Raw genomic sequence first — 22,816 nt, 5'->3', positions numbered from 1 at the left:
GGCTTTTGTGTACATATTGCTGCCAAAATTGCATCTCACACACTACGTTTGTTGCTTCGCCGACATTTTGGCATTAATGTTCTCACTTTCCAGTCTCAACCTCTTTAATTCACATTAGGCGTAAGTTACTCTTTTGGATTAGCTCGTAGACATCGTTTCTGTCTGGCTGTTCATTTGGCTGTCAGCGTTGCTGCTGTTTACGCTCTAGCAACTCCAAGGAAACATAAACGTTCATTTCAAAACCTTGTTCTGTTGCTTTGCGTCTAAGTTTTGTAGCCTCCTGATGACTTTCTAGCATTGTGGCACAAACTTCACACCAGTAAATGCTTTGAGATTTAAAAGCTGTAGTGGTGACGGTCATTTATTGGCAAACTAATCCTCTAGCGGGAATGACTTTATCACTTTCTTGTGTATGGTTAACTGTCGTTGCTGTAGTATTTAGAATTTGGCAATTAAATGGCTCGGAGCAATTGTATCCTTTAAAATTAACACCTGTGGAGAAATAAATATCCAAAATTCACCAAGACAAGAAAGCAAGGAAAAATATCAATTGACTTTTGAGTACCGCATTCAACATATATAAAAAACGGTAGAGAGATTAAGAATCTACCGTTTTTTATATATGTTGAATTTGAGACTTAATTAAATGAAAGTAGCACTCTTCTAGCGTTGTCAATACTTCCTCGCCTATAACTGGTTCTAGAGTTTTTTTAGAAGGAAAGGTAAAAGTATTACCATTGTGAATGACTTGTCGTATCTCTTCACATATTGGGTATTTACCTACCCCACTCAACTTTACCCAAGCTTTAGATCCGGTGAGTGCAACTCCCTAGCTGGTTACGAAGGCTTATACTGCTGGCAGAGAATTTGACCCTTAAAAACTTTTCAAACACCCTCTAAGCAGTAACTAATACCTTTAATTCCTCAGTTTTTAATCTTGGCCCATAGGATGTAACAATCTTAGAAGCTGCGGCCGATGCCAATTTTCCGGCTTCTTCATAGCTCATACCTTGGGTAATTCCATAGAGGAAAGCTCCTGCATACATATCTCCTGCTCCCACTGTATCTACAGCTTTTACTTGAGGTGCTGTGATTTCGATTAATTTCTGACCATCAAATACTACTGAACCCTTGGCACCACGAGTAATGGCAAATTTCTTACTCAGGGTTTTTAGTTTGTCTACAGCTACTTGAAAATCTTCTGTATCTGCTAGTTCTAATGCTTCAGTTTCATTAGCAAAAATCAAGTCTAAACCAGTCCCAATAATATCTAATAAACCATCTTTAAAAAATTTCACCATATTGTAATCAGATAGGGACATGGTGGTTTTTACTCCCGCTTTTTCAGCTATTTCTCTAGCCTTTATAGCTGCTTCTTTTCCTGTGGGAGAAGTTACTAAATATCCTTCGATATATACATATTCTGAATCAGCAATTGCTGATGATACTAATTCTTGTGTAGAAAATTTTTCAGTAATTCCCAAAAATGTATTCATGGTGCGATCTGCATCGGGAGTTACTAACACTAAACATTTACCTGTAATTCCTGATTGGCGGTCGCCATTTTTTAAGTTGGTATCTACCTGAGAACTGAGTAAATCTTTGATGTAAAAGTCTCCAAATTCATCATTAGCCACTTTGCAGGAATAAAAAGCTTTTCCTCCTAGTTGACTAATTGCCACCATTGTGTTCGCTGCTGACCCTCCACAACTCTTATGGCAATGAAGATTTTTGAGATTTTCCAAAATATGATTTTGACTATCTTCATCTATGAGTGTCATTACACCTTTATCAATCTTTAACTCTTGTAGTAACTCTGGAGATACTTCGTATTCTATATCTACTAAGGCATTACCGACACCATAAACATCATATTTCTTGCCCATTGTTTATCTCCGAGAATAATTTCTGTCTGACTCGAACAGAACTGATAATAACAGATAGATAACAGATAAGAGTTACTTGTCGATAATTTCGTAGACCCGCATTTTTTCAGTGTCTTTGGGCTATAGCAGTTTGATCTGTGCAAAGAAAATTATCTCCGAAAGCGGGTTGTTTATTTTCAAGCAGGACTTCTCGGTTCAGAGGTAATCACTCCTCAGAATCATTTATCGGTGTTTCAATGCTTGTTACCGCAGATAAACGCTACAATAATGCGGCAATTTCAGCAGATAATTATGGTCATGTTGGATAAAAAAATAAATCTATATGCATAGACGAGCGCCCTTATATTTGTTTTTAGGAGTATTAACGAGTTCTAGCTGTTTGATCTTGAGTGTAGCAGCCCAAGTCCCATCTAATTCGCAGCAGTCCTCGACTCGGAGTGAAGCTGAAACTGCTAGTTGGTTTGAAGCCCATCGCGCCCAGCCAGCCGCTTTACGAGCATTTGTACAACGAATGCCGAAGGGTGGAGATATCCACAGTCATCTAAGCGGGGCTGTGTACGCAGAACACTATCTGGAGTGGGCTGCCACCGATGGGTATTGTGTGAATCCAAAGGCGGGGGCTTTAGTTGAACCATTAGCTTGCAGTCAGGACAGTAGCTATTTTCTCGCCTCAGAATTGTTAAATCGAACATCTGTTTATGATTCCCTAATAAATCGTTGGTCTACTCGTAACCTCCAATTTGCTGGAAAATCAGGACACGACCAATTTTTTGAGGCTTTTAGTGGTTTTGGGTCAATATCAGATTCTATGAGCCGTCGGGATGATATGGTCGCGTCAGTAGCAAATCGGGCAGCTTCGCAGCATATTACCTATCTAGAGTTAATGCTTACCGTTCAGGGTAGTGAGGTTCGACAGCTAGGGCGTGAAGTTGGTTGGAATAAAGATTTTGCTCTGATGCACCGTCAATTGCTCAAACGAGGATTAAGCAAATTAGTGACACTCGGCAACCAGCAATTTGCACAGTTGGAGCGCGAAGTTTCGAAAACACTCAGTTGCGGCACTCCATCGGCACAACCTGGATGTGCAGTGACAGTGCGCTATTTGCAGCAAACGACAAGAACAAAGTCGCCCGTTGAAGTGTTTGCTCAGTTAGCTTATGCCTTTGCACTAGATTCATCAGATTCGCGGGTAGTTGGCATCAATCTCGTCGCCCCAGAAGATAACCCGATTGCACTGCGTGACTACACGCTGCAAATGCAAATGCTGCAATTTTTAAAACGCCAATATCCCAATGTCAAGGTCACGCTCCATGCTGGAGAGTTAACTCTGGGGTTGGTTCCAACCGAGTATTTACGTTTCCATATTCGGCAAGCTGTAGAAGTGGCACAGGCATCTCGCATTGGACATGGTGTGGATATTCTTTTTGAGGAGCGTCCCTTCGAGTTGATGGAGCAAATGCGGCGACTCGGCGTGTTGGTTGAAATCTGCCTGACCAGTAATGAGGTTATTTTAAATGTTCAGGGAGATCAGCATCCTTTTAGGGAGTATTGGAAGGCTGGAGTACCAATGACCCTTGCTTCCGATGATGAAGGCATTTCCCGCATCGATTTAAGTCATGAGTATCTATTAGCGGCAACAAGATATAGGCTGGGATATAAAGACCTTAAGCGACTGGTTCGCAACAGCTTAGAATATAGTTTCGCTCCGGGAAATAGTCTCTGGGAGTCGCCTGAGTTTAAGGCAATGGTTTCAGCTTGTGCAAGCGATACCCCTGGTGAAACCTCTGTTTCTCAAGGGTGCAGTGCTTTTTTGCACAAGAGCGATCGCGCACGGACTCAATGGCAGCTAGAGTCGGAATTTGCTCGGTTTGAGTCATTGCAAAACTGGCTTTGATTGACTTTCATGAAAATGTAGAACAACGAACGATTTGCAATCACCTACGGCGGGGATACTGTTGGCGAAAGTGTTACAAACACATAAACAAAAGTGTTACAACTAAAAGCTGCAACGGCAGATTGAAGGTTTGAGCTTACATAATACTTTCACATACAAGCATGTATTACATTTGCCAACGGTATCCGGCGGGCGGGTACGCCATCACTAGCTGTTGAGCCACCCAAAGAGAACGCCCAAGAATGTCTACGATTGATGGGCATGGCTTTGAAGAATCTTGCCAACGCTATGAACAATACCTAAGCGCTCAAAGCTGCGGCAATCATTCTGGGAAGTGAACCGACACCAATTGCGATCGCATAAGTAAGTCGGCGGAAAAATTTATAGCTATGTAACGAAAAGTTAAGGAGAATTGTTCGAGTAAAATTTAACACGTTCTATAGTATAGTTTCCTCGCTCTCCTCTAGCTTGAATACCATTTATTACTCCATAGGCAAGGTCTAATTCATCGTCAAACACTTGTCCTGATAATTCATTTTTTTTGAGGTGCTGCCACTCCAATTCAATTGGATTCATTTCGGAGCAATATTTGGGTAGAAAGAAGATATACAATCCCATCTTTTCCCACTTAGACCATAACTGCTGTACCTCTCTGCACCGATGTATTGGGCCGTTGTCTTGCACTATTACTTTGATGCGCCCAGATTTTTCGGCTTGAAGTGCTTCTTCCTCCATCATCTGGATATAAGATTTTCTGTCAACGCCACCAATAACCAAACCGTAAATAAAGCTAATAAAAGGTTGAAGAAACCCAATAATACTTAATCTCCTACCACGGCGTTTGGTTTGTTCTAGCCGTTTTTGCTCACCTCTAAAGTAATAGCTATAACCCGGCTCACTCCATGCACAAAACCCTGATTCATCCAAAAATTTTAAATCTATTTCTCCACTGGCAGCAGCTAATTCCAGCATTTCTAGGACTGAAGAGTTTCTGCGCTCGTACTACTGGGTCTTGTTTTCCTTTATGACTCTTCCTTGCTCGTTTCCAAATGACCCCCTTTTTTTAAGTACCCGTCTTAATCTGTCGGGACTCATTTTAATGGAGCGATCGCGTTCTAATTTCTCGGTGAGTTGGCGACTGTTGTAGGTGCGTGGCTCTTTTTTAAGGCATTCTTCTAAAAATATGATGTCAACTTCACTCAACTTTGGTTTTACCCCTCGACCGGTTAATTCCCAAAGACCTTCCACTCCCAACTTCTGCCATTTATGTAAGACTTCTCTAACTGTTTGTGGAGTCCAATTAAAATGATCTGCTATTTTTTCTACGTACCAACCATGTGCATTCAATCTGATGACTTCTGCTCTGTCTTTTACTTTCTGTGGCACATCCGCAGTTCTAAGTTTTAGCAGGCTGCGGTCTTGCTCACGAGTGAGGAATACCCTTAAACGAGCGCCCATATACAAGTGACCTTAGTAGATATATCCTACGTGTTTACTTATCTTCACATAGTTTCGTTTTTTTATGCCGACTTACTTAATAGCTTTAATTATTTAGGCAGATGTTACGATATTTTTATGAGAAATTTTAATAGTAAATGTAGTTCCAACTCCTACTTGACTTTCTAAATAGATTTCTCCTTTGTGTCGTTCTACACACTTTTTAACAACCGCTAAACCTAGTCCCGTACCAACAATATTATTCACATTTTGACCTCGATAAAAAGGCTCGTAAATTTGTTCTTGTTCTGTTGTTGGAATACCTATTCCTTGGTCTATTACTTGAAAAAATACAGCCTCTGCTTTTGAGTTTAAAACCAAGTATATCTTACTTTTAGGAGATGAGTACTTAATAGCATTTAAAAGTAAGTTACTGAGGATGGAATACAGCAGTTTTTCATCTAGATTAGCTCGAAAACACTGCCCATGATTTCTAAACTCTATTAAATGTGGTGTTGTACCAAAAATTTGTAAATCTTCTACCAAATTTAAGCAGAAATTTTCTAGATTAATTAATTGAGGCTTGTAATCCAACTTCCCCGCTTCTGATCTTGTTAAGGTCAATATATCTGTCAGCAGGTGATTCATTAATTTGGCTGAAGACTGAATCCGATAAAGATTTTTTAACTGCTTCTCATCTACCAATTTCTCAAGAATCTCTTGCAATAATTGAGATGATAGCAAAATGATGCTTAAAGGTGTACGAAATTCATGAGAAATCATCGAAAACAAGCGGATTTTTAATTCTCCTAATTCTTTTTGCTGCGCTAGTGAAAATTCTAAAGACTCAATTTTTTCGCGTTTTATCCATTGCCGAACAAGAATAATACATAAGCTAAAAATTACTGCGAAACTTAAAATAGTTCCTACTATTTCCATTAAGATTCTCAAGTGAATGCTGTTCTCAGATTCTTCTAGAGAACTTTGTAAATAACGTTGTTCTTCAGCTTCAATATTTGCTATTATACGTAAGATGTCTTGTCGAAGCTTAACACTACGAGCAGTAATATTAGTTTGTTCTTCTAATGCTGTTTTATCTTTTTGATAAAGTTCTATCGATTGTTTCAAAAGAGCTAATCTTTCATTAACCAACGAGTTCATCTGTGTAAATTTTTGTTGCTGGCTCAAACTAGGATGTATTTGTTCTTTTAACAGCTTGAGTTGAGATTGTATATTTATTCTTTCATTTTGATAACGCTTTAAATCTTGTTCACTTCCCAAAAATATGTATCCTCGTCGTGCTGATTCTGCCGATGTCATTGCCGCAGAAAAATTTGTCAAAGTATTGAGGGTCTGATAAGTATTCTGCACCTTATTAGCACCCTGTTTGATTTCAATTGTATTCTTAAAAGAAGCGAAAGTAACTATTCCCATAAGCAATAAAGTTAAAGCAAAACCTCCAGCTATCCATTTCCGTTGGGGAAACCATTTGATAAATTGCCACATCATAAAGTTAAGATATTCTCTAAAAAAGAAAAAGATTGAATATTATAATCTGAGCATCCGTGATAAATTTAAACTAATACTTACCTACTGCTAAACAAAGGAATAAATTATGCGAATTCTTGTAGTTGAAGATGATATTCAACTGGCAGAGGTACTTACAGAAGCTTTAATTAGACGGCAGTATGTAGTAGATGTTGCTAAAGATGGAGAAGCAGCTTGGAATTCAGCAGAATTATTTAAGTACGACTTGGTGGTATTGGATGTAACTTTACCAAGGCTAGATGGCATCCGATTTTGTCAAAGGTTGCGTACTGCTAGCACGACTAATCCAGTATATCAAAACACTAGCGCCCCAGTGCTGATGTTGACAGCTCGTGATACTGTAGCTGATAAAATTGCTGGTTTAGACGCAGGAGCAGATGATTATGTTGCTAAACCATTTGATTTAGAAGAGTTAATGGCTCGTGTACGTGCCTTACTCAGACGTGGTAGCTCCGCAAGCACAATGAATTTATCTTGGGAGAAGTTACACCTAAATCTCAGTACTTATGAGGCTACTTATGATTCTTATCCATTGACATTAACACTAAAAGAGTATGCCATTTTAGAATTGCTGGTTGCTAATGGCAGACGTGTACTGAGTCGTTCTAGCATTATTGAGCAGGTTTGGGCAGTAGATGATTCTCCAGTAGAGGAGACTGTTCGCTCTCATATTAGATGTCTTCGACAAAAGCTCAGAGCTTTAGGTGCGCCAGAAAATTTTATTGAAACAGTTCATGGATTAGGCTATCGTCTCAAGCAGAAATAATCTTTCTCCAAAAATATAACAATTATCATATAGGACTCGGATTTGATTTCTGAAAACATACTCAAACTGAAAAACCTGTTTTTTAAGGGTTTTATCTGAAATCTTATTCAAAAATCAGATATGAGTCCTATAGTATTTTCTAATACTTTTTGAACTTATACAAACATAAGAATACATTAATATTTCGTAATTTATTACATAAATTTATTGTGCTTTTTTGCCTACACAAAATCTACACAAATTCTGCACAGTAATTATATACATAGGTTATACCTTTATTATTTGTACATAGAAAAAAAGCGAAAATACTAATCAATGGGTAGGGAAAAGAGTAGTAGGATAAAATTGCGAGATTCATATAGTGGATGGTTAATTGAATTAATTCCGTTGTCTGAAGGTTACGTATTTAAGTGTTGGACACCAGATGAGCAAATAGGGATTAGCAATAATCATGCTTATCCTAGATTGTATCAGGCTCTCAAAGCGGCTAGGAAAAGGGTAAAACTAGAATCTGCAAGTTTAACCATCATTGACTTCCTGAATGAATATTATAAAAATTGTAATCTTAGCCCTCAAGAACATAAATATCTAATAAATTCAATTTTTGACTTTACTACCTCAACAAGTAAACCTAAAACTTGAAAGTTTTAAATTTAGCAAACAAAACTTTTGGTTATTATTGCGATTTCTAAAGTGAGATTAGGCTATTGAATATTTAAGCAATTATACAGGATGCATAAGACTACACTTTTTTCATTAAATGGAGTCAAAACTTTTCATGAATATTAACAGCAAAAGCTATGCTCGTGGCAGTGGTAGATTTTATATAGTGGATTGGATCTCTCATTATCTGGATTTCAACTATATCTATCAAGCTTAAATCAACTGTATTAATATATAGCCCCAGGTTTTAGCTTGTGGGCTGAAACTTATTGAAAATCGAACCATTCTTTGATTCCTTTGACTGACCAAGGCGTTTCATCCACATGAATGTTAGGTTGTGTCTGTTTTACCCAATTACTTAACTCACTAACGCTCGGTTCAATCGCTTGTTGGATTCGTTCATTAGTTGCGACTAACGTTCCTAACCCAATTTCAACTTGCCCTAATTCCCACAACATTTCTTGCTGTTTTTCATAAGGCATGTGTGCATAATTGTTTACCCATCCTAAGAACGCCTGTAATTTACAGCTATTTTCAGGTAATTGAACCACAAACTAAGTTAGACTGAAGAAATAATATTGTATGAATAGATGCCAGTATCTTACTCAAAGGATTTGCGTGAGCGTGTGATTAGAGCGTGGAAAGCCAAAGAAGGCTCTCAACGCCAGTTGGCGCAAAGATTTAAGGTCAGCTTGTCATTTGTAAGAAATCTACTATCTCAGTATCGAACAAATGGACAAATCGAGGCAAAACGACGTGGAGGATATCAAAAGCCAACGATTCAAAACGAGCATCTAGGCTTTATCCAGTCTTTAGTTGAGGAAAAAAATGATTTGCTACTCAGAGAATTATGCGACCGCTATGCAGAACGCACAGGGATTAGTGTAAGTATTAGTACAATGCATCGTGCGGTAGAAAAATTAGGCTTACGTGTAAAAAAAAGTCTTTATGCCAGCGAGCAAGATACCCCAAGAGTACAAGAATTAAGACATGACTATCGGCGAACTTTAGACAAAATTGATGTCAGAAATCTGATATTCGTCGATGAAGCTGGATTGAATTTATCGATGTCACGCTTGTTCGCTAGAGCAGTGAATGGCGAACGAGCAGTTGATAGTATACCTGGAAGTAAGGGTGGAAACGTTTCTTTGATTGGTGCTTTAAACCTTGATGGGCTGGTTGCAGCCATGACTGTACCAGGAAGTACAAATACTGATGTATTCCTCACTTATCTAACTGAGATATTAATACCTCAGTTATGGAAAGGGGCAATCGTGGTCATGGATAATCTCCGGGTTCATCACGCCGAACGTGTCAGAGTGGCAATCGAGTCAGTCGGTGCAAAAATCAAGTTTTTGCCCCCTTATTCTCCTGATTTATCCCCTATAGAACTTTGTTGGTCGAAACTAAAGCAATTTCTCCGTTCCTGCGAAGCACGTACACTGGAATCACGATGGCCTTGCAATGGCGCTTGCTGTCAATTACATTACCGAAGATGATGCTCTCGGTTGGTTTAATCACTGTGGTCTATTTACCTGAAAATTGCTGTAATGAATCTTGGGGTGTGCCAAATTTGGTTGAAACGGCAGCTCATCGTAACTACGTGTTGGCAATGTATCACCTAACTAAAACTCTCGATCCGAGTCGCCCAGTAATTGGTAACGACGGTTGGGAAAGTACTGATACCGACATCCTTGCTATTCACGACTATGAACGCCAGCCTGAGCGATTAGCCCATCGTTACAGACCGGATATTCAGATATCGGATCTATTTGAGCGTAGCCGTCCTGGAGGACGTATCCTCACCTTGGATAACTATCCTCATCAGGGACAACCAGTGATGTTGACCGAGTTTGGTGGTATTGCTTATGCCCCTCTTGACCAACCTAACGCAGATCAAGCTTGGGGATATGAAAACTGCTCGAATATCTCCGAATTACAAATGAAATACGCTGCTCTGCTTGAAACCGTTAATAACATTGAGCTATTTAGCGGATTCTGTTACACACAATTAACGGATACCTTTCAAGAAGCTAACGGTTTATTGTATGGCGATCGCACTCCGAAATTTCCTATTGAGGCGATCCGCGCTGCAACCCTCTCAGGACAAGGATTATGTACTCCCACAAGCTGTTAAAGCCCGACGGACGCAAACTCAAGTTATACAGTCACTACCCAATTACTAGTCAGTTAGAAGCCCCTAGCCCTAGTAATGAGCCAGTGCAAGCTAATCCCCACCTGCGCTGGCACCCCTTGCGGGGGGAATGGGTAGCTTATGCTAGTCACCGTCAAGGGCGAACATTCATGCCGCCCCCAGAATATAATCCCCTCGCACCTACCACCAACCCTGAGTTCCCAACGGAACTACCCCAAGGTAAGTATGACGTGGCAGTGTTTGATAATCGCTTTCCCTCAATAAGTCCGACAGCCAACAATTCACCTGATACCATCGTGGAAACGTTACCAGCTAATGGAGCCTGTGAGGTAGTGGTTTTTACTCAAGATGCTCGCGCCTCCTTGAGTTCCTTAGAGTTGGATCATTTAGATTTGTTGTTGGAAGTGTGGGGCGATCGCACCCGCGAACTAGGACTAAATCCCCAAATTCAGTATGTGTTGCCTTTTGAAAATAAAGGTGTAGAGGTAGGTGTAACATTGCACCATCCCCACGGGCAAATTTACGCCTATCCTTTTATACCGCTTGTTCCGGTGCGGATGCTGTCAATGCAGCAGGAGTATTATGAAAAACATCGGCGGGTTTTACTGCAAGACTTGATTCAGAAGGAAATTGCAGACAATCAACGGATTATTTATCAAGATGAGTATGCGATCGCATTTGTCCCAGTATGCGCTCGTTACCCCTTTGAAATTTGGATTGCACCAAAAGAGCCAGTTAGCACTTTTATGGATCTTACCCCACAACAACGTTGGGGACTTGCCAAAGCCTTAAAAACTGTCACTCTCAAGTATGATGGCTTGTGGAATCGCCCGTTTCCTTACTTGATGGCTTGGTTCCAAGCACCAACTGACGGTTTAGCCCATCCCGAAGCGCATTTACACGCCGAGTTTTTTCCACCATATCGAACAAGCGAAAGGCTGAAATATCTGGCAGGAACGGAACTCGCAGCCGGGATGTTTGCCAATGATGCTTTACCGGAGGAGAAAGCGAAGGAACTACAAAATGTCTAGTTTGGGGCAGTTAGTGGCAGGTGTAGCTCACGAAATCAATAACCCCGTGAATTTTATCTATGGTAATTTAACCCCTGCCAATGAGTACACCCAAGATTTACTTGAACTGCTGCGGTATCCCGGAAAATATTCAAAAGCAACTGTTTGACCCCTTTTTTACCACAAAACCTGTCGGGAAAGGCACAGGCTTAGGCTTATCTATTAGTTACCAAATAATTACTCAAAAACATCAGGGAACATTAGAATGTATTTCCTCTCCTAATAAAGGTACAGAATTTATAATTACAATTCCCCTAATCCCTGTTTTGTCACTTTCGGAAAAAAATAATCAAAGCGAAACTCTGAAACTTTGATTTGATAAAGTTTTGAGCTTTTCTTTTCTAACAGAAACTAAAATTTATAGCCAAAAACTGAAAAATAAAGCTTTCAAAGGCTTTCAGGCATTGGCTTCTCCAATTGGAGTGATGTTTGCTGAGATATTTTTAATTAACAATCACCAGATAATGCTTTCTATAAGAAAATGATAACCTCTCACTATTTTAATGTCCCAAAGCTGAAATTAATATAGCCCTTAATTATACCACAAAATATTTATGCAAGAGTTCTTAGATATCCACCTTTGGTATTGTCGCTAATCGAGAAATGTCACGCATTGGGTTATCCTGTGATGTGCGTTCCCCCTTCGGGTTGCCGTAGGCATCGCATCCCCTGCGGGTATTACCGGGTATCTCTGCATGGCGAGGATTTGGGCGATTGGTCAGAACTTGGGGTGCTGGTGGTTCTTTCGGGGTTACAGCAGGAATTCTATCGGGGGCGGTTGCTGCCGGGGTTGGCGGCGGTGGGGTCAGGCTGAGGGTGGAGTGTCTTTTGGGGGCGAGGGGTGGGCGGTTGAGTTTGATCCACAACAGTTCAAGCTTCGTCTTGCATACTAATTAGCTTGGCGTAATAACTATCCTGGGCAATTAGCTCGTTATGGCTGCCAGCTTCCACGATACGCCCTTGCTCAAGTACGTATATCCTATCTACATAACGTGTCGCCAACAAACGGTGAGAAACTAATACTGTAGTAAGTCCATTCCTGATCGCTCGCAATTGCGATAGAACTAAAGCCTCAGTTTTAGTATCTAATGCAGAAAAACAATCGTCTAACAGCAAGATGGGGGTCTGGCGAATCAGCCCACGAGCTAGGCTGGTTCTTTGTTTCTGTCCACCTGATAAAGTTACCCCACGCTCGCCAATCAATGTGGATAAACCTGCACTAAATTTATTAATTGTTGCTTCAAGCTGTGCATATCGAGCAGCCTGCCAAATAGATTCGGGTGGTCGATCTGGCTTATCGAATGAAATATTTTCTGAAATTGGTGCTGCAAATAAGAAAGCATCTTGGGGTACAAATGACAGATTCTGACGCAAGTGATTCAGTGGAACGTCTTTTAAATCTTGCCCATCCAATTTGATTTGTCCGCTATTAGGGTCCAATTGCCTGGCCAGCAGTCGCAACAAGGTAGATTTGCCAGAGCCTACACGACCGATGATGGCAATCATTTCGCCAGGGCTGATACTCAGGGATATCTGTTCTAGAACCAGACGCGATGCCAGCCCAGCACTAACTGGGTAACTATACAATAGATTTTCAACTGCAATTTCGCCATTGATCGGCTGGGCTGATAAGCCTGTTGGAACATCTTCAATCTCTGGCTTTTCATCCATAATCTCAAATACTCTGGTTGCAGCAGTAATGGCATTGAGCAAAGCATACATAACAAAACTGCTTTCCTTGATCACCCCCAAAATCATTGCCAAATAAAAGATGAAAGCTGTCAGCGTGCCGACACTGATTTGCCCAGCTAAGACTTGCTTACCACCCACACCAACAACAATTAAGGTCATCAGACCACTACCCAGAACAATGGAGGCAGTGAGAATAGCGTTCAAATTGATCAACTTTTGATGAGCTAGCGCATAAGAATTTGACACGCCTGTAAAATGGTTAATCTCACGCTCTTCCTGGGCATGAGACTGAATGGTACGAATACCCTTGAGGTTTTGCTGTACTGTTTCTGTCAACTTACCAAAACCCGCTTGTACCGCTGCCGATGCCAACAAAATACGCCCAGCTAAATACCAGCCGTTAACAACTATTACTACTAGCAAAGGAAGGAGCAACAATGTCAACTGGAGCGATTGTTGTAACATAAAAATTGGGGCAATCAACGTCACAGCAATAAGGCTCACTAATCGATGCACACCAGATCGGAAAAAGCGACGAATGGATTCCATGTCATTAGTCGCTCGTGCAATCAAGTCACCTAAATGATAGTTTGCATAGAAGCCACGACCAAGCCTTTGTAAGTGTGCATAGAATGCTTGCCGTAAATCATAAGATATGTAAATTGAAATTAGTGCATTTTTGCGACGACCAAAGTGCAAGATAGCAAAGCGCACAACTGTCAAGCCAAGGATCACCAGAGTCGGTAATAAAATATTTTTATCCTGTTTTGAAATCAAATCGATACCGACTTTCAAATAGATAGGAATGACAGCTTCAACAATATGAACACTCAGAAGAGCTATTACTGCTATTAACCACTGAAAACGATAAGGTTGGAAGTAGTAAAAAATTCGCTGCAACACAGTTAAAGTATGTAAATTTGATTTCATTTTCTTATCAGTTGAATTTGGCTGTATAGAGAAATATTTCTATTAGATAAAAGCAATTATTTTATCAAATTACTCAATAACAGCAATTTATATTAATAAGACTTACAGCCTGTAATTCCCAATCAAATAATAAAGTTAATACAGTTGGCAAATCAGCTTAGTTAAGATTCATTTTTTGTACAAACGTATTTCTGAAAAATTGCCTCAATATTTAGACATCCTGAGTTAGGCGGGATGATGTGTTTTCACGTCTACGTTTGTACAATTGCGCTTCATAAAGGGTTTTATAAAAACCATTACGAAGCATTAATTCCTTGTGGTTTCCTACCTCCACTAGTTGACCATGATTTAAAACCACAATGCGGTCTGCTCGGCGAATAGTTTGTAATCTGTGGGCAATGGTGATAGAAGTTCTGTTGGCTGTTACTTTCACCAAAGCTGCTTGTATAGCAGCTTCAGTTTCCGGATCAATACTAGCAGTGGCTTCATCCAGAATCAGAATTTCAGGATTTAAGGCAATGACACGAGTAAACGCTAATAACTGGCGTTGTCCTTGCGATAGATTTTGGCCACGGTCTTCCAATACCGTATCAAAGCCTAGTGGCAAGGCTTCAATGAAATCTAGGGTCTGTATCAGTTCAGCGGCTTTTCGAGCATCTTCCCGCGTAATAGTTGGATTACCCAAGGCGATGTTGTCATAGACAGTACCAGGGAAAAGATGAAAGTCTTGAAAGATAATACCTACACGCTTGCGGATCTGTGCAGGATCTATCTGCATGATGTCGATGCCATCTATGAATAAGCTATTTTCAGGCACATCGTAGAAACGACAGATGAGCCGCGTCAATGTTGTCTTGCCAGAACCAGTGGGCCCGACGATGGCGATGTTTTCTCCTGGTGCTACAGAAAGACTGAAGTGACGAATAACTGTTTCGCCGTTTTCATAACAAAAATTCAGATCGCGAAACTCAATTCGACCTTGCAAACCTTCAGGTAAGGGTACAGGTTGCAACGGCACGGACAAAGATTCGTTCCAGTCCAACAACCCAAATATGCGATCGCTTGCTGCCGCCGCTCGAAACACCGCATTTGCTTGATCCCCCAAAGCCACAATCGGACGGAACAACATATCGCTAAATTGCAAGAACAACACGACCGATCCCAGGGTAGTAGTCTGGTTCAGTACGTGTTGCCCACCTAACCAAAAGATACTAGCGATCGCTAAATAGGATATGTTGTCGATGATCGGATTGTATACAGTCTCTGCCATGATAGCCTTAGTCTCGGCTACTTTATTGGCTTGGTTAATAGCAGAGTACTGTTGAAAGCTCAGTGCTTCTCGCCCGGACATTTGCACAATTTCAATTCCCGATAAGTGTTCGTGCAAATGCTCGTTGAGACGCGATAAGGTGGCACGGATGACCTGATAGATCGAACTAGAATAACGTCTAAAAATTACGATTACACCCGCCACAAACAACATCAAAGGTGATAGTTTTACGGTAAGCATCGCATCCAAAGATAACATTACGCTTACAGCAACAACCAATGGAATTAATTCTCCAGCCAACGCACCGACACCAGTCAAAAGTTCGGACAAACTCTCGATATCGTTAGCGATCCGGGTCAATACCTGCCCGACCATAACCCGATCGTAAAAAGCAGATGGCAAATGCTCGACATGGGCAAACAAATCGCGGCGCAAGTCACTCAAACCCAACAGTGCCGCATAAGACAGCTGAGAGCGGAAGGCATACCCAAAGCCAGACCACAGCAGTACCCACAGTAAACCAACAAGGGCGGCAGCAATTATTTGTTCAGTGTTTAATGTAGTTGCTAACCATTGGATTAATGCCGTTTGTCCATAATCTGGTAGATCAGTCCGGTAATTATGCATCAAGATCCCGTCCACTACCACCCGGCTTACTACAACTGGTATCAAAACGGCAGATGTAGCCGAAAGCATTGCAAACAGCAGAGCTAACGCAATGCGCCAGCGATACGGAGCCATCCAGTGCCGCAGTCGCCAGACATTGCTGACAAAGGAGTTACGCTTATTGATTGATACTTCAAAGGGGTCAAGCCGACCAAAAATGTTAGAGGTCTTTGATGATGTCATAGTTTGATCCCCCAGGACGAATGGCATTAACAAGTTAGATCAGTCTTGTATATAGATTTGTGACTGCTTTACAGGTTGCTTTTAGTTGTGGCAAAGTTAGTTTTTCGCTAGGTCATGTAATCATTGCTTTTTTGATATATTTGCTACTAGAGCAATCTGTAAATTTCCGGTCTTCTTGATTCAAGATTAAGCTGATATTTTACTTCTTCTATTTCCAACTGCTTGTTTTAGTTACTGGAACCACTTTGAACAAAATACTGTTAATCGGTCAAGTTATCGTATTTAATGAAGTTTAATAGTCTCATGAACCAGAGTAAAAAGCAAGCAGAAAAATATATAGCAATTCTTGCTATGAGAATGATTAGTTAATTCTTGGCTTATGCTTTGTGTCGGGCGTAAATCAACGGGATGGTTTATCAAGGTAGTGTGATCATAGCGATGCTATGCAAATAGCATGATTACGATGGCAGATATAGAGATCCGAACTTTTGAACTTACTGATGAGTCTGCCGTCATTGCCTTATGGATACGGTGTGGTTTAACTCGACCCTGGAATGATCCCAAAAGGGACATTGAGCGAAAGCTTTGTGTACAACCCCATCTTTTTCTTGTAGGTACAACTGGGCAGAAGCTTATAGCAACAGTTATGGCAGGGTATGAGGGGCATCGAGGTTGGATAAATTACCTTGCAGTTGCCCCACAATATCAGCGTCAAGGAATTGGAAGGTTGATGATTTTAGAAGCCGAACAACTTCTTGTGGAAGCAGGTTGTCCGAAAATTAATTTGCTAGTGCGGACTACAAATAGCGAAGTTATTAGATTTTATGAACGTTTGGGATATGTTGTTGACGATGTTATCAGCTTGGGCAAACGTCTTGAATCCGATGAGTCATGATCTGAATTGCGATGCTATTCATGCATAGTCTGTAATTGTGCGATCCTGTTCCGCACTTTCTATCACTCTGGAAAAAGAAATATGATAGACTCTAGAAGGTTTGAAAAATTTTTCATATCAATGATTATTCAAGCCATAGCAAGGATAAGTGATGAACTTTAAAAATGCATCATCTACAGACTTTTGCGCCCGTCAACTTAAAGCTTTAGCAGATACGACACGTCTATCTGTTGTGAAAATTCTCATGGAAGGCCCGAAACACGTCGGAGAACTGAATGCTGTCTTGAAGCTAGAGCAGAGTTTGTTATCGCACCATTTGAAAATTTTGCGGGAAGCAGGTTTTGTGGAGGCGACACGAGATGGCAAGGCAGTACTTTATCATTTTGTACCGACGATTCGACAGGTCAACACTGGTAAAGCAATTGATTTAGGCTGTTGTCTGCTCTGTTTTGAATAAAAATTTAGACGCAATTTTTCGATGAAACAACTCAAAACCCTAGCATTTATTAATGTCGGTTTCACAATTTGCTTGGGACTACTATCTTGTACGCAATCTTCAAAAACAGCTACTCAACCAACCAATCAATTACAGGGAAAGTTAGTTTTAACAGGCTCTAGTACAGTAGCACCGTTGGCAGCAGAAATTGGTAAGCGATTTGAATCAGAGCATCCTGATGTACGAGTGGATGTGCAAACAGGAGGTTCATCTCGCGGTATTGCTGATGCGCGTACAGGCGTTGCCAATATTGGGATGGCATCTCGTAGCCTCAAAGAGGAGGAGAAAGACTTACAAGCTTTTGCTATTGCCCGCGATGGAATTGGCATTATTTTGCATAAAGAAAATTTTATAAAATCCCTCTCAAATCAACAAGTTATCGATATTTACACTGGTAAGATTAACAACTGGCAACAAGTTAGTGGCAAAAATGCACCGATTACAGTTGTCAACAAAGCTGAGGGACGTTCTACGCTCGAATTGTTTCTTGGCTACTTCAAACTCAAGAATAGCGATATCAAATCATCAGTTGTGATTGGGGACAATCAGCAAGGCATTAAGACAGTAGCAGGTAATCCTAACGCCATTGGATATGTATCTATTGGTACTGCTGAATTTAGTATCAACAACGGCGATCCGATTAAGTTATTGCCTTTGAATGGAGTCGCAGCTACCACAGAAAATGTCCGAAATGGGAAGTTTCCACTTTCCCGTCCCCTGAATTTGGTTACTAAAACTCAACCGGCAGGGTTAGAGGGAGCATTTATTGAGTTTGCACAGTCGCCGCAAGTCCATGAAATTGTTAAAAAGCAAGATTTTGTCCCCGTCTCAAAGTGATATCGTTCTCCTGTGGATATTACGATTATTAGCTCTCATCACAAGTATTATTGTTGTCTTAATTACCGGATTCTTATTACTCGAAGCATTGCCGATACTGCGACAGGTAGGATGGTTGCGTTTTCTCAGTGATCGCTCTTGGCATCCAGCTGAAGGATTATATAACCTGATGCCGATGCTGTGGGGAAGTCTGTTGGTGACACTAGGTTCTGTACTGTTGGCTGCACCTTTAGGGATTGGCTCGGCAATATTTTGTCAGTATTATGCTCCTCCTTTGGTTGGCGGATTTTATCGGCAGTTAATTGAGTTACTGGCAGGTATTCCTTCTGTAGTTTACGGGTTCTGGGGTTTGGTCGTCCTCGTGCCACTGATTGGTAAATTCCAACCACCAGGAGCAAGCCTCCTAGCGGGAATCGCTATTTTGACATTAATGATTTTGCCAATGATCACCTTAACAGCACAAGCCAGTTTTTCTGAAGTCCCGACTGAGTATTTACAGGGTGCAGCCGCTTTAGGAATTTCTCGCTGGGCAACAATCAGAAGCGTTGTTTTAACGGCTGCTAAGTCTGGTATATTTACTGGTTTGATTTTAGGAACGGGACGGGCTATTGGCGAAACAATGGCAGTTTTGATGGTTTGTGGCAATGTCGTCCAAATACCCACAAGCTTATTTGACCCCCTTCGCACCCTCACTGCCAATATTGCTTTAGAAATGGCTTATGCCACAGGAAATCACCGTTCAGCACTGTTTGTCAGTGGCTTGTTGCTGATGGTGGCGATCGTCGCTTTAGTAGGCGTTGCCGAAGTTATAAGCAGGAAAAACATTTATGGCTAAAAAATCGCTTCCACTACCTACTCTTGTCCTTTGGGCGATCGCTTTATTTGTCAGTGCCATTTTCTGCTGGATTTTAGGCGATATCGTGTGGCACGGTGTAGGGCACATTTCCTGGGAATTTTTGACAACTGAACCTCGAAATGCGGGACGCGAAGGAGGAATTGCCCCGATTCTGATTTCTACTTGTCTGATATTGGGGGTTTGTATGGCGGTTTCTCTCCCCCTTGGTGTTGGTACTGCCGTACTGTTAGCCGAGTTTACAGCCACTGAAAGTGTCTTTGGGCGTTTAGTGCGTCGCAGTTTGGATGTGTTGGCGGGAGTCCCATCTATTGTTTTTGGCTTGTTTGGTAACGCATTTTTCTCGATTCAGTTGGGATTAGGCTTTTCGATTTTGTCCGGTGGGTTGACTTTGGCTTGTATGGTGTTGCCAATTCTGATTCGTTCCACAGAAGCAGGATTTCGGAGTGTTCCGGCTGATTATCGATTAGGGGCTGCGGCTTTAGGATTATCACGCACTACCACATTAGGCAAATTGCTATTACCAGTAGCGACACCTGGATTAGTTGTGGGTCTGGTTCTGGGAATTGGCAGAGCGATCGCTGAGACAGCCGCACTGATTTTTACCAGTGGTTATGTAGATCGAATGCCAGAGTCATTACTTGATTCTGGGCGATCGCTATCGATTCACATTTTCGATTTATCAATGAATGTAGCTGGCGGGGATGCTAACGCCTACGCCTCTGCCTTGGTGTTGTTGATTTTATTGTTGCTGGTAAATGGTATCGCAACGTGGACAGCCCAATTTTGGTTAGGTAGAAGGATTACATCTTCATGAACAAATCGCAACTTAGACAAAATTCTCGGTTATCTCTGCCTTCAATGCAAACCGAGCAACTGAGTTTATATTATGGCAAAAAAGCTGCTTTTACAGACGTAACCATGCCGATCGCAGCAGGTAAGATTACTGCACTGGTGGGGCCTTCTGGTTGTGGCAAAACCAGTTTTTTGAGTTGTCTCAATCGCTTGACTGATTTAATACCTCATACCAAAGTTGTAGGAAGCATTCGTTTAGATGGTTTAGAAATTCTTAATAATCGGATAGATGCGATCGCCCTACGTCGGCGTGTGGGTACCATCTTTCAAAAGCCTAATCCTTTCCCCTTCTCAATCTGGAAGAATCTGGCATTTCCACTACAAGAACACGGGATCAAAAACCGCGAAAAACTTGATTGGCTGATTGAAACCACACTTCAAGATGTCGGACTGTGGAACGAAGTCAAGGATCGACTCCATACCTCTGCCTTATCTCTGTCTGGTGGACAAAAGCAGCGTTTGTGTATTGCTCGTGCTTTAGTCCTGCAACCAGAAGTTTTATTATTTGATGAACCCTGTAGCGCCCTCGATCCGATTTCTAGCGGGGTAGTTGAGGATTTAATTGCCAGTTTGCGAGGACGTTACACAGTGATAATTGTCACTCACAACCTCGCTCAAGCTAGACGCATTGGCGATTACGCTGCCCTGTTTTGGGTACAAGCAGAAATGGGAAGATTAATCGAGTATGGTACAGTCGAACAGATTTTTACCGCACCACAGAACGATTTAACGGCTGGTTATGTGAATGGTATTCGCGGGTAGTCTTCACATCCACACTGGTAAATATTGTTTCCTACACCCGACACCCAACCCCCCACACCCAGACCTAGCGATAATTTCACGTTTACAAGCGTGCCATTAGTTAGTTGACCATTAATTTAACTCTAGTGTCACTCAGGCGCAATGAGTTTGAGGTGATTACCCCAAAGTTAGAATAACTTCAGGCTGTTGCTGATGGCTCCTCACCAATTCCCAGTTCCTTCTTACTATGCTTTAACTGTTTCCAAAGTCCCTTAATTTGCTGATAAGCATCTTCTGGGTCAAGCTTACCATTGCTTTCTAAACTGGTGATCATGCCAACTTTTTGAGCAAATTCTTGCAAGTTAGCATTAAACACTAAGTTTTCTGGTTTAACTTGTCCGTAGTAGCGACCACGAGGGTCAAGGAATTTATTTTTGTCTTCCTCATGAGACTGGTTCATGGCTTCACCTCCCTACTAATAAGTTTTCATCAATAATGAATGTCAATCCAGTTGCAACTATCTCCTTAGCAAAATGGCTGCTTGGAAATATAGTTAGTGATTGCTGGAATTATGAGCCTTTTTTTAGTATGACTCATAGTCCAAAATCATCAAATGTAGAGTGGAAGAATTTCAGCCATTTAGCTTCTTGGCTGCCAGATGGTCTTGCCATGAAGCTAAAAATAGCCCCAGAATCGAATCTCATTCAGATTGCTGAAGCGTTAGAAAATCAACTATCCCAATTACAACAGGAATTGGGAGATAATTCAGACACACAATTGCAATCGTTGATGAGCTTGTGAAATGCTTTCGACCGTAACTGAAATTCGCGGCATAACAGCTGCGGTCAGAGGTTGCTAAAAAGTCCAACTCAACACGAGTGGCTTTCTTAAATCCGCTGCACTGCAATTGTTAGACATCAGAAATGAACAAACTAACACTTTTACTATCATCAGATAGTTTAATCATTCGCTCAAAGCTTAGTCCTAGTTTTTTGAGCAGCTTTGCTGAACCATAATTGTCCGGTGTAGTGATAGCGACAATACGAGTTAAGCCGAAGGTTCTTCTCCCATACATGATGACAGCAGAAGCAGATTCATAGGCGTATCCTTTTCCCCGGAACTTAGGAAGAAAGGCAAACCCAACATCCACATCCTCCAAGGAATCTCTTTTTATCAAACCGCAAATTCCAATCGAGACGCTCTTCCCCTTTAGCTCAACCAAATACAATCCGAAACCGAGACGCTCATACATAGCAACCAGATTCTTCAAAATATATTCACGAGCATCATCAAGAGTTCTCACACCTTTATCACCAATAAAGCGCAACCACAAAGGGTCATTCAATATCTCAAGAATGAACTCGCTATCTTCAACTGTCAACCGACGAAGAACTAAACGCTCTGTTTCAAGAACTTTCATAGTCGAACACCAAGTTATTGATGTCTAACTATTTATTATGCTGATGAAATTGGGCTGATTGTTCCTATTGCTTCCTGGGTACTGCATGAAACTTGTTGTCAACTTACACTAAATTTGATTTACAACAGCTTTCAAACGCTTTAAGCGCTGATTTTGTTCTGACCACTTTTTGCAAGCATCTTTAACAATTTTTATCTCTGAGGGTGATAAATGCTCATCCCCTTGTCCAGAAGCTATAATTTTAGCTGCTATAACCGCTTTTTCATACTCCACACCGTACTTAACCAGTTCTGTGCAAAATATTTTTTCTCTTTCTTCTATTGATGTAAAGTAATTACTTGGCATTGTTCAACAGATAATATAAGTCTTATTTTGAAACTACATCAACTAAAATAAGTTTCCGTTTAAAATCCTACGAATTCTATAAATTTATAAGTTACGCCTAATGTGAATTAGGAAAAAAGGCGGGAGAAGTAAGAAGATGAAAGTTACCAGCTTTTCAACTCAGACTTCCCCCATGACTAGCATAGACTTTGGAACGTTAATCACAACAATCTTT

General features: G+C 41.1%; 22 protein-coding genes and 3 pseudogenes. 14 read left to right on the top strand and 11 right to left on the bottom strand.

What is annotated here, in order from left to right; genetic code table 11:
- Nucleotides 1-181: 181 nt before the first annotated feature.
- The gene (locus tag IQ274_RS33700) at nt 182-361 is read right to left on the bottom strand and encodes a hypothetical protein (protein WP_163938763.1); all 180 of its coding nucleotides are present in this window, start codon (nt 359-361) and stop codon (nt 182-184) included.
- Nucleotides 362-896: 535 nt separating this feature from the next.
- Nucleotides 897-1,886: an adenosine kinase gene (locus IQ274_RS33695; RefSeq protein WP_194144905.1), complete on the bottom strand. Its 990-nt coding sequence runs from the start codon at nt 1,884-1,886 to the stop codon at nt 897-899.
- Nucleotides 1,887-2,208: 322 nt separating this feature from the next.
- Here IQ274_RS33695 and IQ274_RS33690 point away from each other — a divergent pair, with 322 nt between their 5' ends.
- Nucleotides 2,209-3,780 carry an adenosine deaminase gene (locus IQ274_RS33690; protein WP_194144904.1) on the top strand — a complete coding sequence of 524 codons (1,572 nt, stop codon included), beginning with the start codon at nt 2,209-2,211 and terminating at the stop codon, nt 3,778-3,780.
- A 402-nt stretch (nt 3,781-4,182) separates the two neighbouring features.
- On the opposite strand, the pseudogene IQ274_RS33685 reads toward IQ274_RS33690, so the two are convergent.
- A pseudogene (locus IQ274_RS33685) lies at nt 4,183-5,238 on the bottom strand (IS630 family transposase).
- Between the two features lie 93 nt (nt 5,239-5,331).
- On the bottom strand, nt 5,332-6,726 hold the full coding sequence (locus IQ274_RS33680) for an ATP-binding protein (protein WP_175587031.1): 1,395 nt from the start codon (nt 6,724-6,726) through the stop codon (nt 5,332-5,334).
- Nucleotides 6,727-6,832: 106 nt separating this feature from the next.
- Here IQ274_RS33680 and IQ274_RS33675 point away from each other — a divergent pair, with 106 nt between their 5' ends.
- The gene (locus IQ274_RS33675) at nt 6,833-7,531 is read left to right on the top strand and encodes a response regulator transcription factor (RefSeq protein ID WP_163939549.1); all 699 of its coding nucleotides are present in this window, start codon (nt 6,833-6,835) and stop codon (nt 7,529-7,531) included.
- A gap of 944 nt (nt 7,532-8,475) precedes the next feature.
- Here the strand turns inward: IQ274_RS33675 and IQ274_RS33670 are convergent.
- Nucleotides 8,476-8,715: pseudogene (locus tag IQ274_RS33670) on the bottom strand (IS66 family transposase); the annotation flags it as partial.
- Between the two features lie 69 nt (nt 8,716-8,784).
- On the opposite strand from IQ274_RS33670, the gene IQ274_RS33665 reads away from it, so the two are divergent.
- The 5 genes and pseudogenes from IQ274_RS33665 to IQ274_RS33650 all read left to right on the top strand — a co-directional run.
- Nucleotides 8,785-9,693, top strand: a complete 909-nt coding sequence (locus IQ274_RS33665) for an IS630 family transposase (RefSeq protein WP_194144903.1) — start codon at nt 8,785-8,787, stop codon at nt 9,691-9,693.
- Entirely contained in the window at nt 9,648-10,331 is a 684-nt protein-coding gene (locus tag IQ274_RS33660; protein ID WP_228058564.1) for a hypothetical protein, read from the top strand. Before IQ274_RS33665 ends, IQ274_RS33660 begins: the two co-directional genes overlap by 46 nt.
- Nucleotides 10,310-11,380, top strand: a complete 1,071-nt coding sequence (gene galT / locus IQ274_RS33655; RefSeq protein ID WP_194144902.1) for a galactose-1-phosphate uridylyltransferase — start codon at nt 10,310-10,312, stop codon at nt 11,378-11,380. Before IQ274_RS33660 ends, galT begins: the two co-directional genes overlap by 22 nt.
- Nucleotides 11,373-11,528, top strand: a complete 156-nt coding sequence (locus IQ274_RS38185) for a hypothetical protein (RefSeq protein WP_416209865.1) — start codon at nt 11,373-11,375, stop codon at nt 11,526-11,528. Before galT ends, IQ274_RS38185 begins: the two co-directional genes overlap by 8 nt.
- Nucleotides 11,485-11,733: pseudogene (locus IQ274_RS33650) on the top strand (sensor histidine kinase); the annotation flags it as partial. The gene IQ274_RS38185 and the pseudogene IQ274_RS33650, both read left to right, overlap by 44 nt.
- Nucleotides 11,734-11,985: 252 nt before the next feature.
- Here IQ274_RS33650 and IQ274_RS33645 read toward each other — a convergent pair.
- The 3 genes from IQ274_RS33645 to IQ274_RS33635 form a co-directional block, all read right to left on the bottom strand.
- A complete protein-coding gene (locus tag IQ274_RS33645) occupies nt 11,986-12,285 on the bottom strand; it encodes a hypothetical protein (protein ID WP_194144901.1) in 300 nt (99 codons plus the stop codon).
- A 4-nt stretch (nt 12,286-12,289) separates the two neighbouring features.
- Complete coding sequence (locus IQ274_RS33640) at nt 12,290-14,041, bottom strand: ABC transporter ATP-binding protein (protein ID WP_194144900.1); 1,752 nt, start codon at nt 14,039-14,041, stop codon at nt 12,290-12,292.
- A gap of 211 nt (nt 14,042-14,252) precedes the next feature.
- The gene (locus tag IQ274_RS33635; protein WP_194144899.1) at nt 14,253-16,160 is read right to left on the bottom strand and encodes an ABC transporter ATP-binding protein; all 1,908 of its coding nucleotides are present in this window, start codon (nt 16,158-16,160) and stop codon (nt 14,253-14,255) included.
- A gap of 463 nt (nt 16,161-16,623) precedes the next feature.
- Here IQ274_RS33635 and IQ274_RS33630 point away from each other — a divergent pair, with 463 nt between their 5' ends.
- The 6 genes from IQ274_RS33630 (at nt 16,624) to IQ274_RS33605 (ending at nt 20,858) form a co-directional block, all read left to right on the top strand.
- Entirely contained in the window at nt 16,624-17,055 is a 432-nt protein-coding gene (locus IQ274_RS33630; RefSeq protein ID WP_163937277.1) for a GNAT family acetyltransferase, read from the top strand.
- Between the two features lie 151 nt (nt 17,056-17,206).
- Nucleotides 17,207-17,512 carry an ArsR/SmtB family transcription factor gene (locus IQ274_RS33625; protein ID WP_163937280.1) on the top strand — a complete coding sequence of 102 codons (306 nt, stop codon included), beginning with the start codon at nt 17,207-17,209 and terminating at the stop codon, nt 17,510-17,512.
- 21 nt (nt 17,513-17,533) lie between these two features.
- Complete coding sequence (locus IQ274_RS33620; RefSeq protein WP_163937283.1) at nt 17,534-18,388, top strand: phosphate ABC transporter substrate-binding protein; 855 nt, start codon at nt 17,534-17,536, stop codon at nt 18,386-18,388.
- Nucleotides 18,369-19,223 carry a phosphate ABC transporter permease subunit PstC gene (gene pstC, locus IQ274_RS33615; protein ID WP_228058563.1) on the top strand — a complete coding sequence of 285 codons (855 nt, stop codon included), beginning with the start codon at nt 18,369-18,371 and terminating at the stop codon, nt 19,221-19,223. Before IQ274_RS33620 ends, pstC begins: the two co-directional genes overlap by 20 nt.
- The gene (pstA, locus tag IQ274_RS33610; RefSeq protein ID WP_194144897.1) at nt 19,216-20,058 is read left to right on the top strand and encodes a phosphate ABC transporter permease PstA; all 843 of its coding nucleotides are present in this window, start codon (nt 19,216-19,218) and stop codon (nt 20,056-20,058) included. The genes pstC and pstA overlap by 8 nt, the downstream gene beginning before the upstream one ends.
- On the top strand, nt 20,055-20,858 hold the full coding sequence (locus IQ274_RS33605) for a phosphate ABC transporter ATP-binding protein (protein ID WP_194144896.1): 804 nt from the start codon (nt 20,055-20,057) through the stop codon (nt 20,856-20,858). Before pstA ends, IQ274_RS33605 begins: the two co-directional genes overlap by 4 nt.
- A 178-nt stretch (nt 20,859-21,036) precedes the next feature.
- On the opposite strand, the gene IQ274_RS33600 is transcribed toward IQ274_RS33605, so the two are convergent.
- On the bottom strand, nt 21,037-21,297 hold the full coding sequence (locus tag IQ274_RS33600) for a hypothetical protein (protein WP_163937294.1): 261 nt from the start codon (nt 21,295-21,297) through the stop codon (nt 21,037-21,039).
- 35 nt (nt 21,298-21,332) lie between these two features.
- On the opposite strand from IQ274_RS33600, the gene IQ274_RS33595 reads away from it, so the two are divergent.
- A complete protein-coding gene (locus IQ274_RS33595; RefSeq protein WP_163937298.1) occupies nt 21,333-21,638 on the top strand; it encodes a hypothetical protein in 306 nt (101 codons plus the stop codon).
- A 109-nt stretch (nt 21,639-21,747) separates the two neighbouring features.
- Here the strand turns inward: IQ274_RS33595 and IQ274_RS33590 are convergent, their stop codons facing one another.
- Both IQ274_RS33590 and IQ274_RS33585 read right to left on the bottom strand, forming a co-directional pair.
- A complete protein-coding gene (locus IQ274_RS33590; protein ID WP_163937302.1) occupies nt 21,748-22,257 on the bottom strand; it encodes a GNAT family N-acetyltransferase in 510 nt (169 codons plus the stop codon).
- A 108-nt stretch (nt 22,258-22,365) separates the two neighbouring features.
- On the bottom strand, nt 22,366-22,602 hold the full coding sequence (locus IQ274_RS33585) for a hypothetical protein (protein WP_163937305.1): 237 nt from the start codon (nt 22,600-22,602) through the stop codon (nt 22,366-22,368).
- Between the last annotated feature and the right edge of the window lie 214 nt (nt 22,603-22,816).

The organism is Nostoc sp. LEGE 12447, from assembly GCF_015206985.1.
Classification (GTDB): domain Bacteria; phylum Cyanobacteriota; class Cyanobacteriia; order Cyanobacteriales; family Nostocaceae; genus Nostoc.
The sequence above is the reverse complement of the archived record's forward strand: the minus strand, read 5'-3'. Positions and strand labels throughout refer to the sequence as shown.

Excerpts from the sequence above, each read along its gene's own strand:
- IQ274_RS33700 (WP_163938763.1), bottom strand. The coding sequence starts at position 361 with ATGACCGTCACCACTACAGCTTTTAAATCTCAAAGCATTTACTGGTGT.
- IQ274_RS33695 (WP_194144905.1), bottom strand. The coding sequence starts at position 1,886 with ATGGGCAAGAAATATGATGTTTATGGTGTCGGTAATGCCTTAGTAGAT.
- IQ274_RS33690 (WP_194144904.1), top strand. The coding sequence starts at position 2,209 with ATGCATAGACGAGCGCCCTTATATTTGTTTTTAGGAGTATTAACGAGT.
- IQ274_RS33680 (WP_175587031.1), bottom strand. The coding sequence starts at position 6,726 with ATGATGTGGCAATTTATCAAATGGTTTCCCCAACGGAAATGGATAGCT.
- IQ274_RS33675 (WP_163939549.1), top strand. The coding sequence starts at position 6,833 with ATGCGAATTCTTGTAGTTGAAGATGATATTCAACTGGCAGAGGTACTT.
- IQ274_RS33665 (WP_194144903.1), top strand. The coding sequence starts at position 8,785 with ATGCCAGTATCTTACTCAAAGGATTTGCGTGAGCGTGTGATTAGAGCG.
- IQ274_RS33660 (WP_228058564.1), top strand. The coding sequence starts at position 9,648 with ATGGCCTTGCAATGGCGCTTGCTGTCAATTACATTACCGAAGATGATG.
- galT (WP_194144902.1), top strand. The coding sequence starts at position 10,310 with ATGTACTCCCACAAGCTGTTAAAGCCCGACGGACGCAAACTCAAGTTA.
- IQ274_RS38185 (WP_416209865.1), top strand. The coding sequence starts at position 11,373 with ATGTCTAGTTTGGGGCAGTTAGTGGCAGGTGTAGCTCACGAAATCAAT.
- IQ274_RS33640 (WP_194144900.1), bottom strand. The coding sequence starts at position 14,041 with ATGAAATCAAATTTACATACTTTAACTGTGTTGCAGCGAATTTTTTAC.
- IQ274_RS33635 (WP_194144899.1), bottom strand. The coding sequence starts at position 16,160 with ATGACATCATCAAAGACCTCTAACATTTTTGGTCGGCTTGACCCCTTT.
- IQ274_RS33630 (WP_163937277.1), top strand. The coding sequence starts at position 16,624 with ATGGCAGATATAGAGATCCGAACTTTTGAACTTACTGATGAGTCTGCC.
- IQ274_RS33625 (WP_163937280.1), top strand. The coding sequence starts at position 17,207 with ATGAACTTTAAAAATGCATCATCTACAGACTTTTGCGCCCGTCAACTT.
- IQ274_RS33620 (WP_163937283.1), top strand. The coding sequence starts at position 17,534 with ATGAAACAACTCAAAACCCTAGCATTTATTAATGTCGGTTTCACAATT.
- pstA (WP_194144897.1), top strand. The coding sequence starts at position 19,216 with ATGGCTAAAAAATCGCTTCCACTACCTACTCTTGTCCTTTGGGCGATC.
- IQ274_RS33605 (WP_194144896.1), top strand. The coding sequence starts at position 20,055 with ATGAACAAATCGCAACTTAGACAAAATTCTCGGTTATCTCTGCCTTCA.
- IQ274_RS33600 (WP_163937294.1), bottom strand. The coding sequence starts at position 21,297 with ATGAACCAGTCTCATGAGGAAGACAAAAATAAATTCCTTGACCCTCGT.
- IQ274_RS33595 (WP_163937298.1), top strand. The coding sequence starts at position 21,333 with ATGAATGTCAATCCAGTTGCAACTATCTCCTTAGCAAAATGGCTGCTT.
- IQ274_RS33590 (WP_163937302.1), bottom strand. The coding sequence starts at position 22,257 with ATGAAAGTTCTTGAAACAGAGCGTTTAGTTCTTCGTCGGTTGACAGTT.
- IQ274_RS33585 (WP_163937305.1), bottom strand. The coding sequence starts at position 22,602 with ATGCCAAGTAATTACTTTACATCAATAGAAGAAAGAGAAAAAATATTT.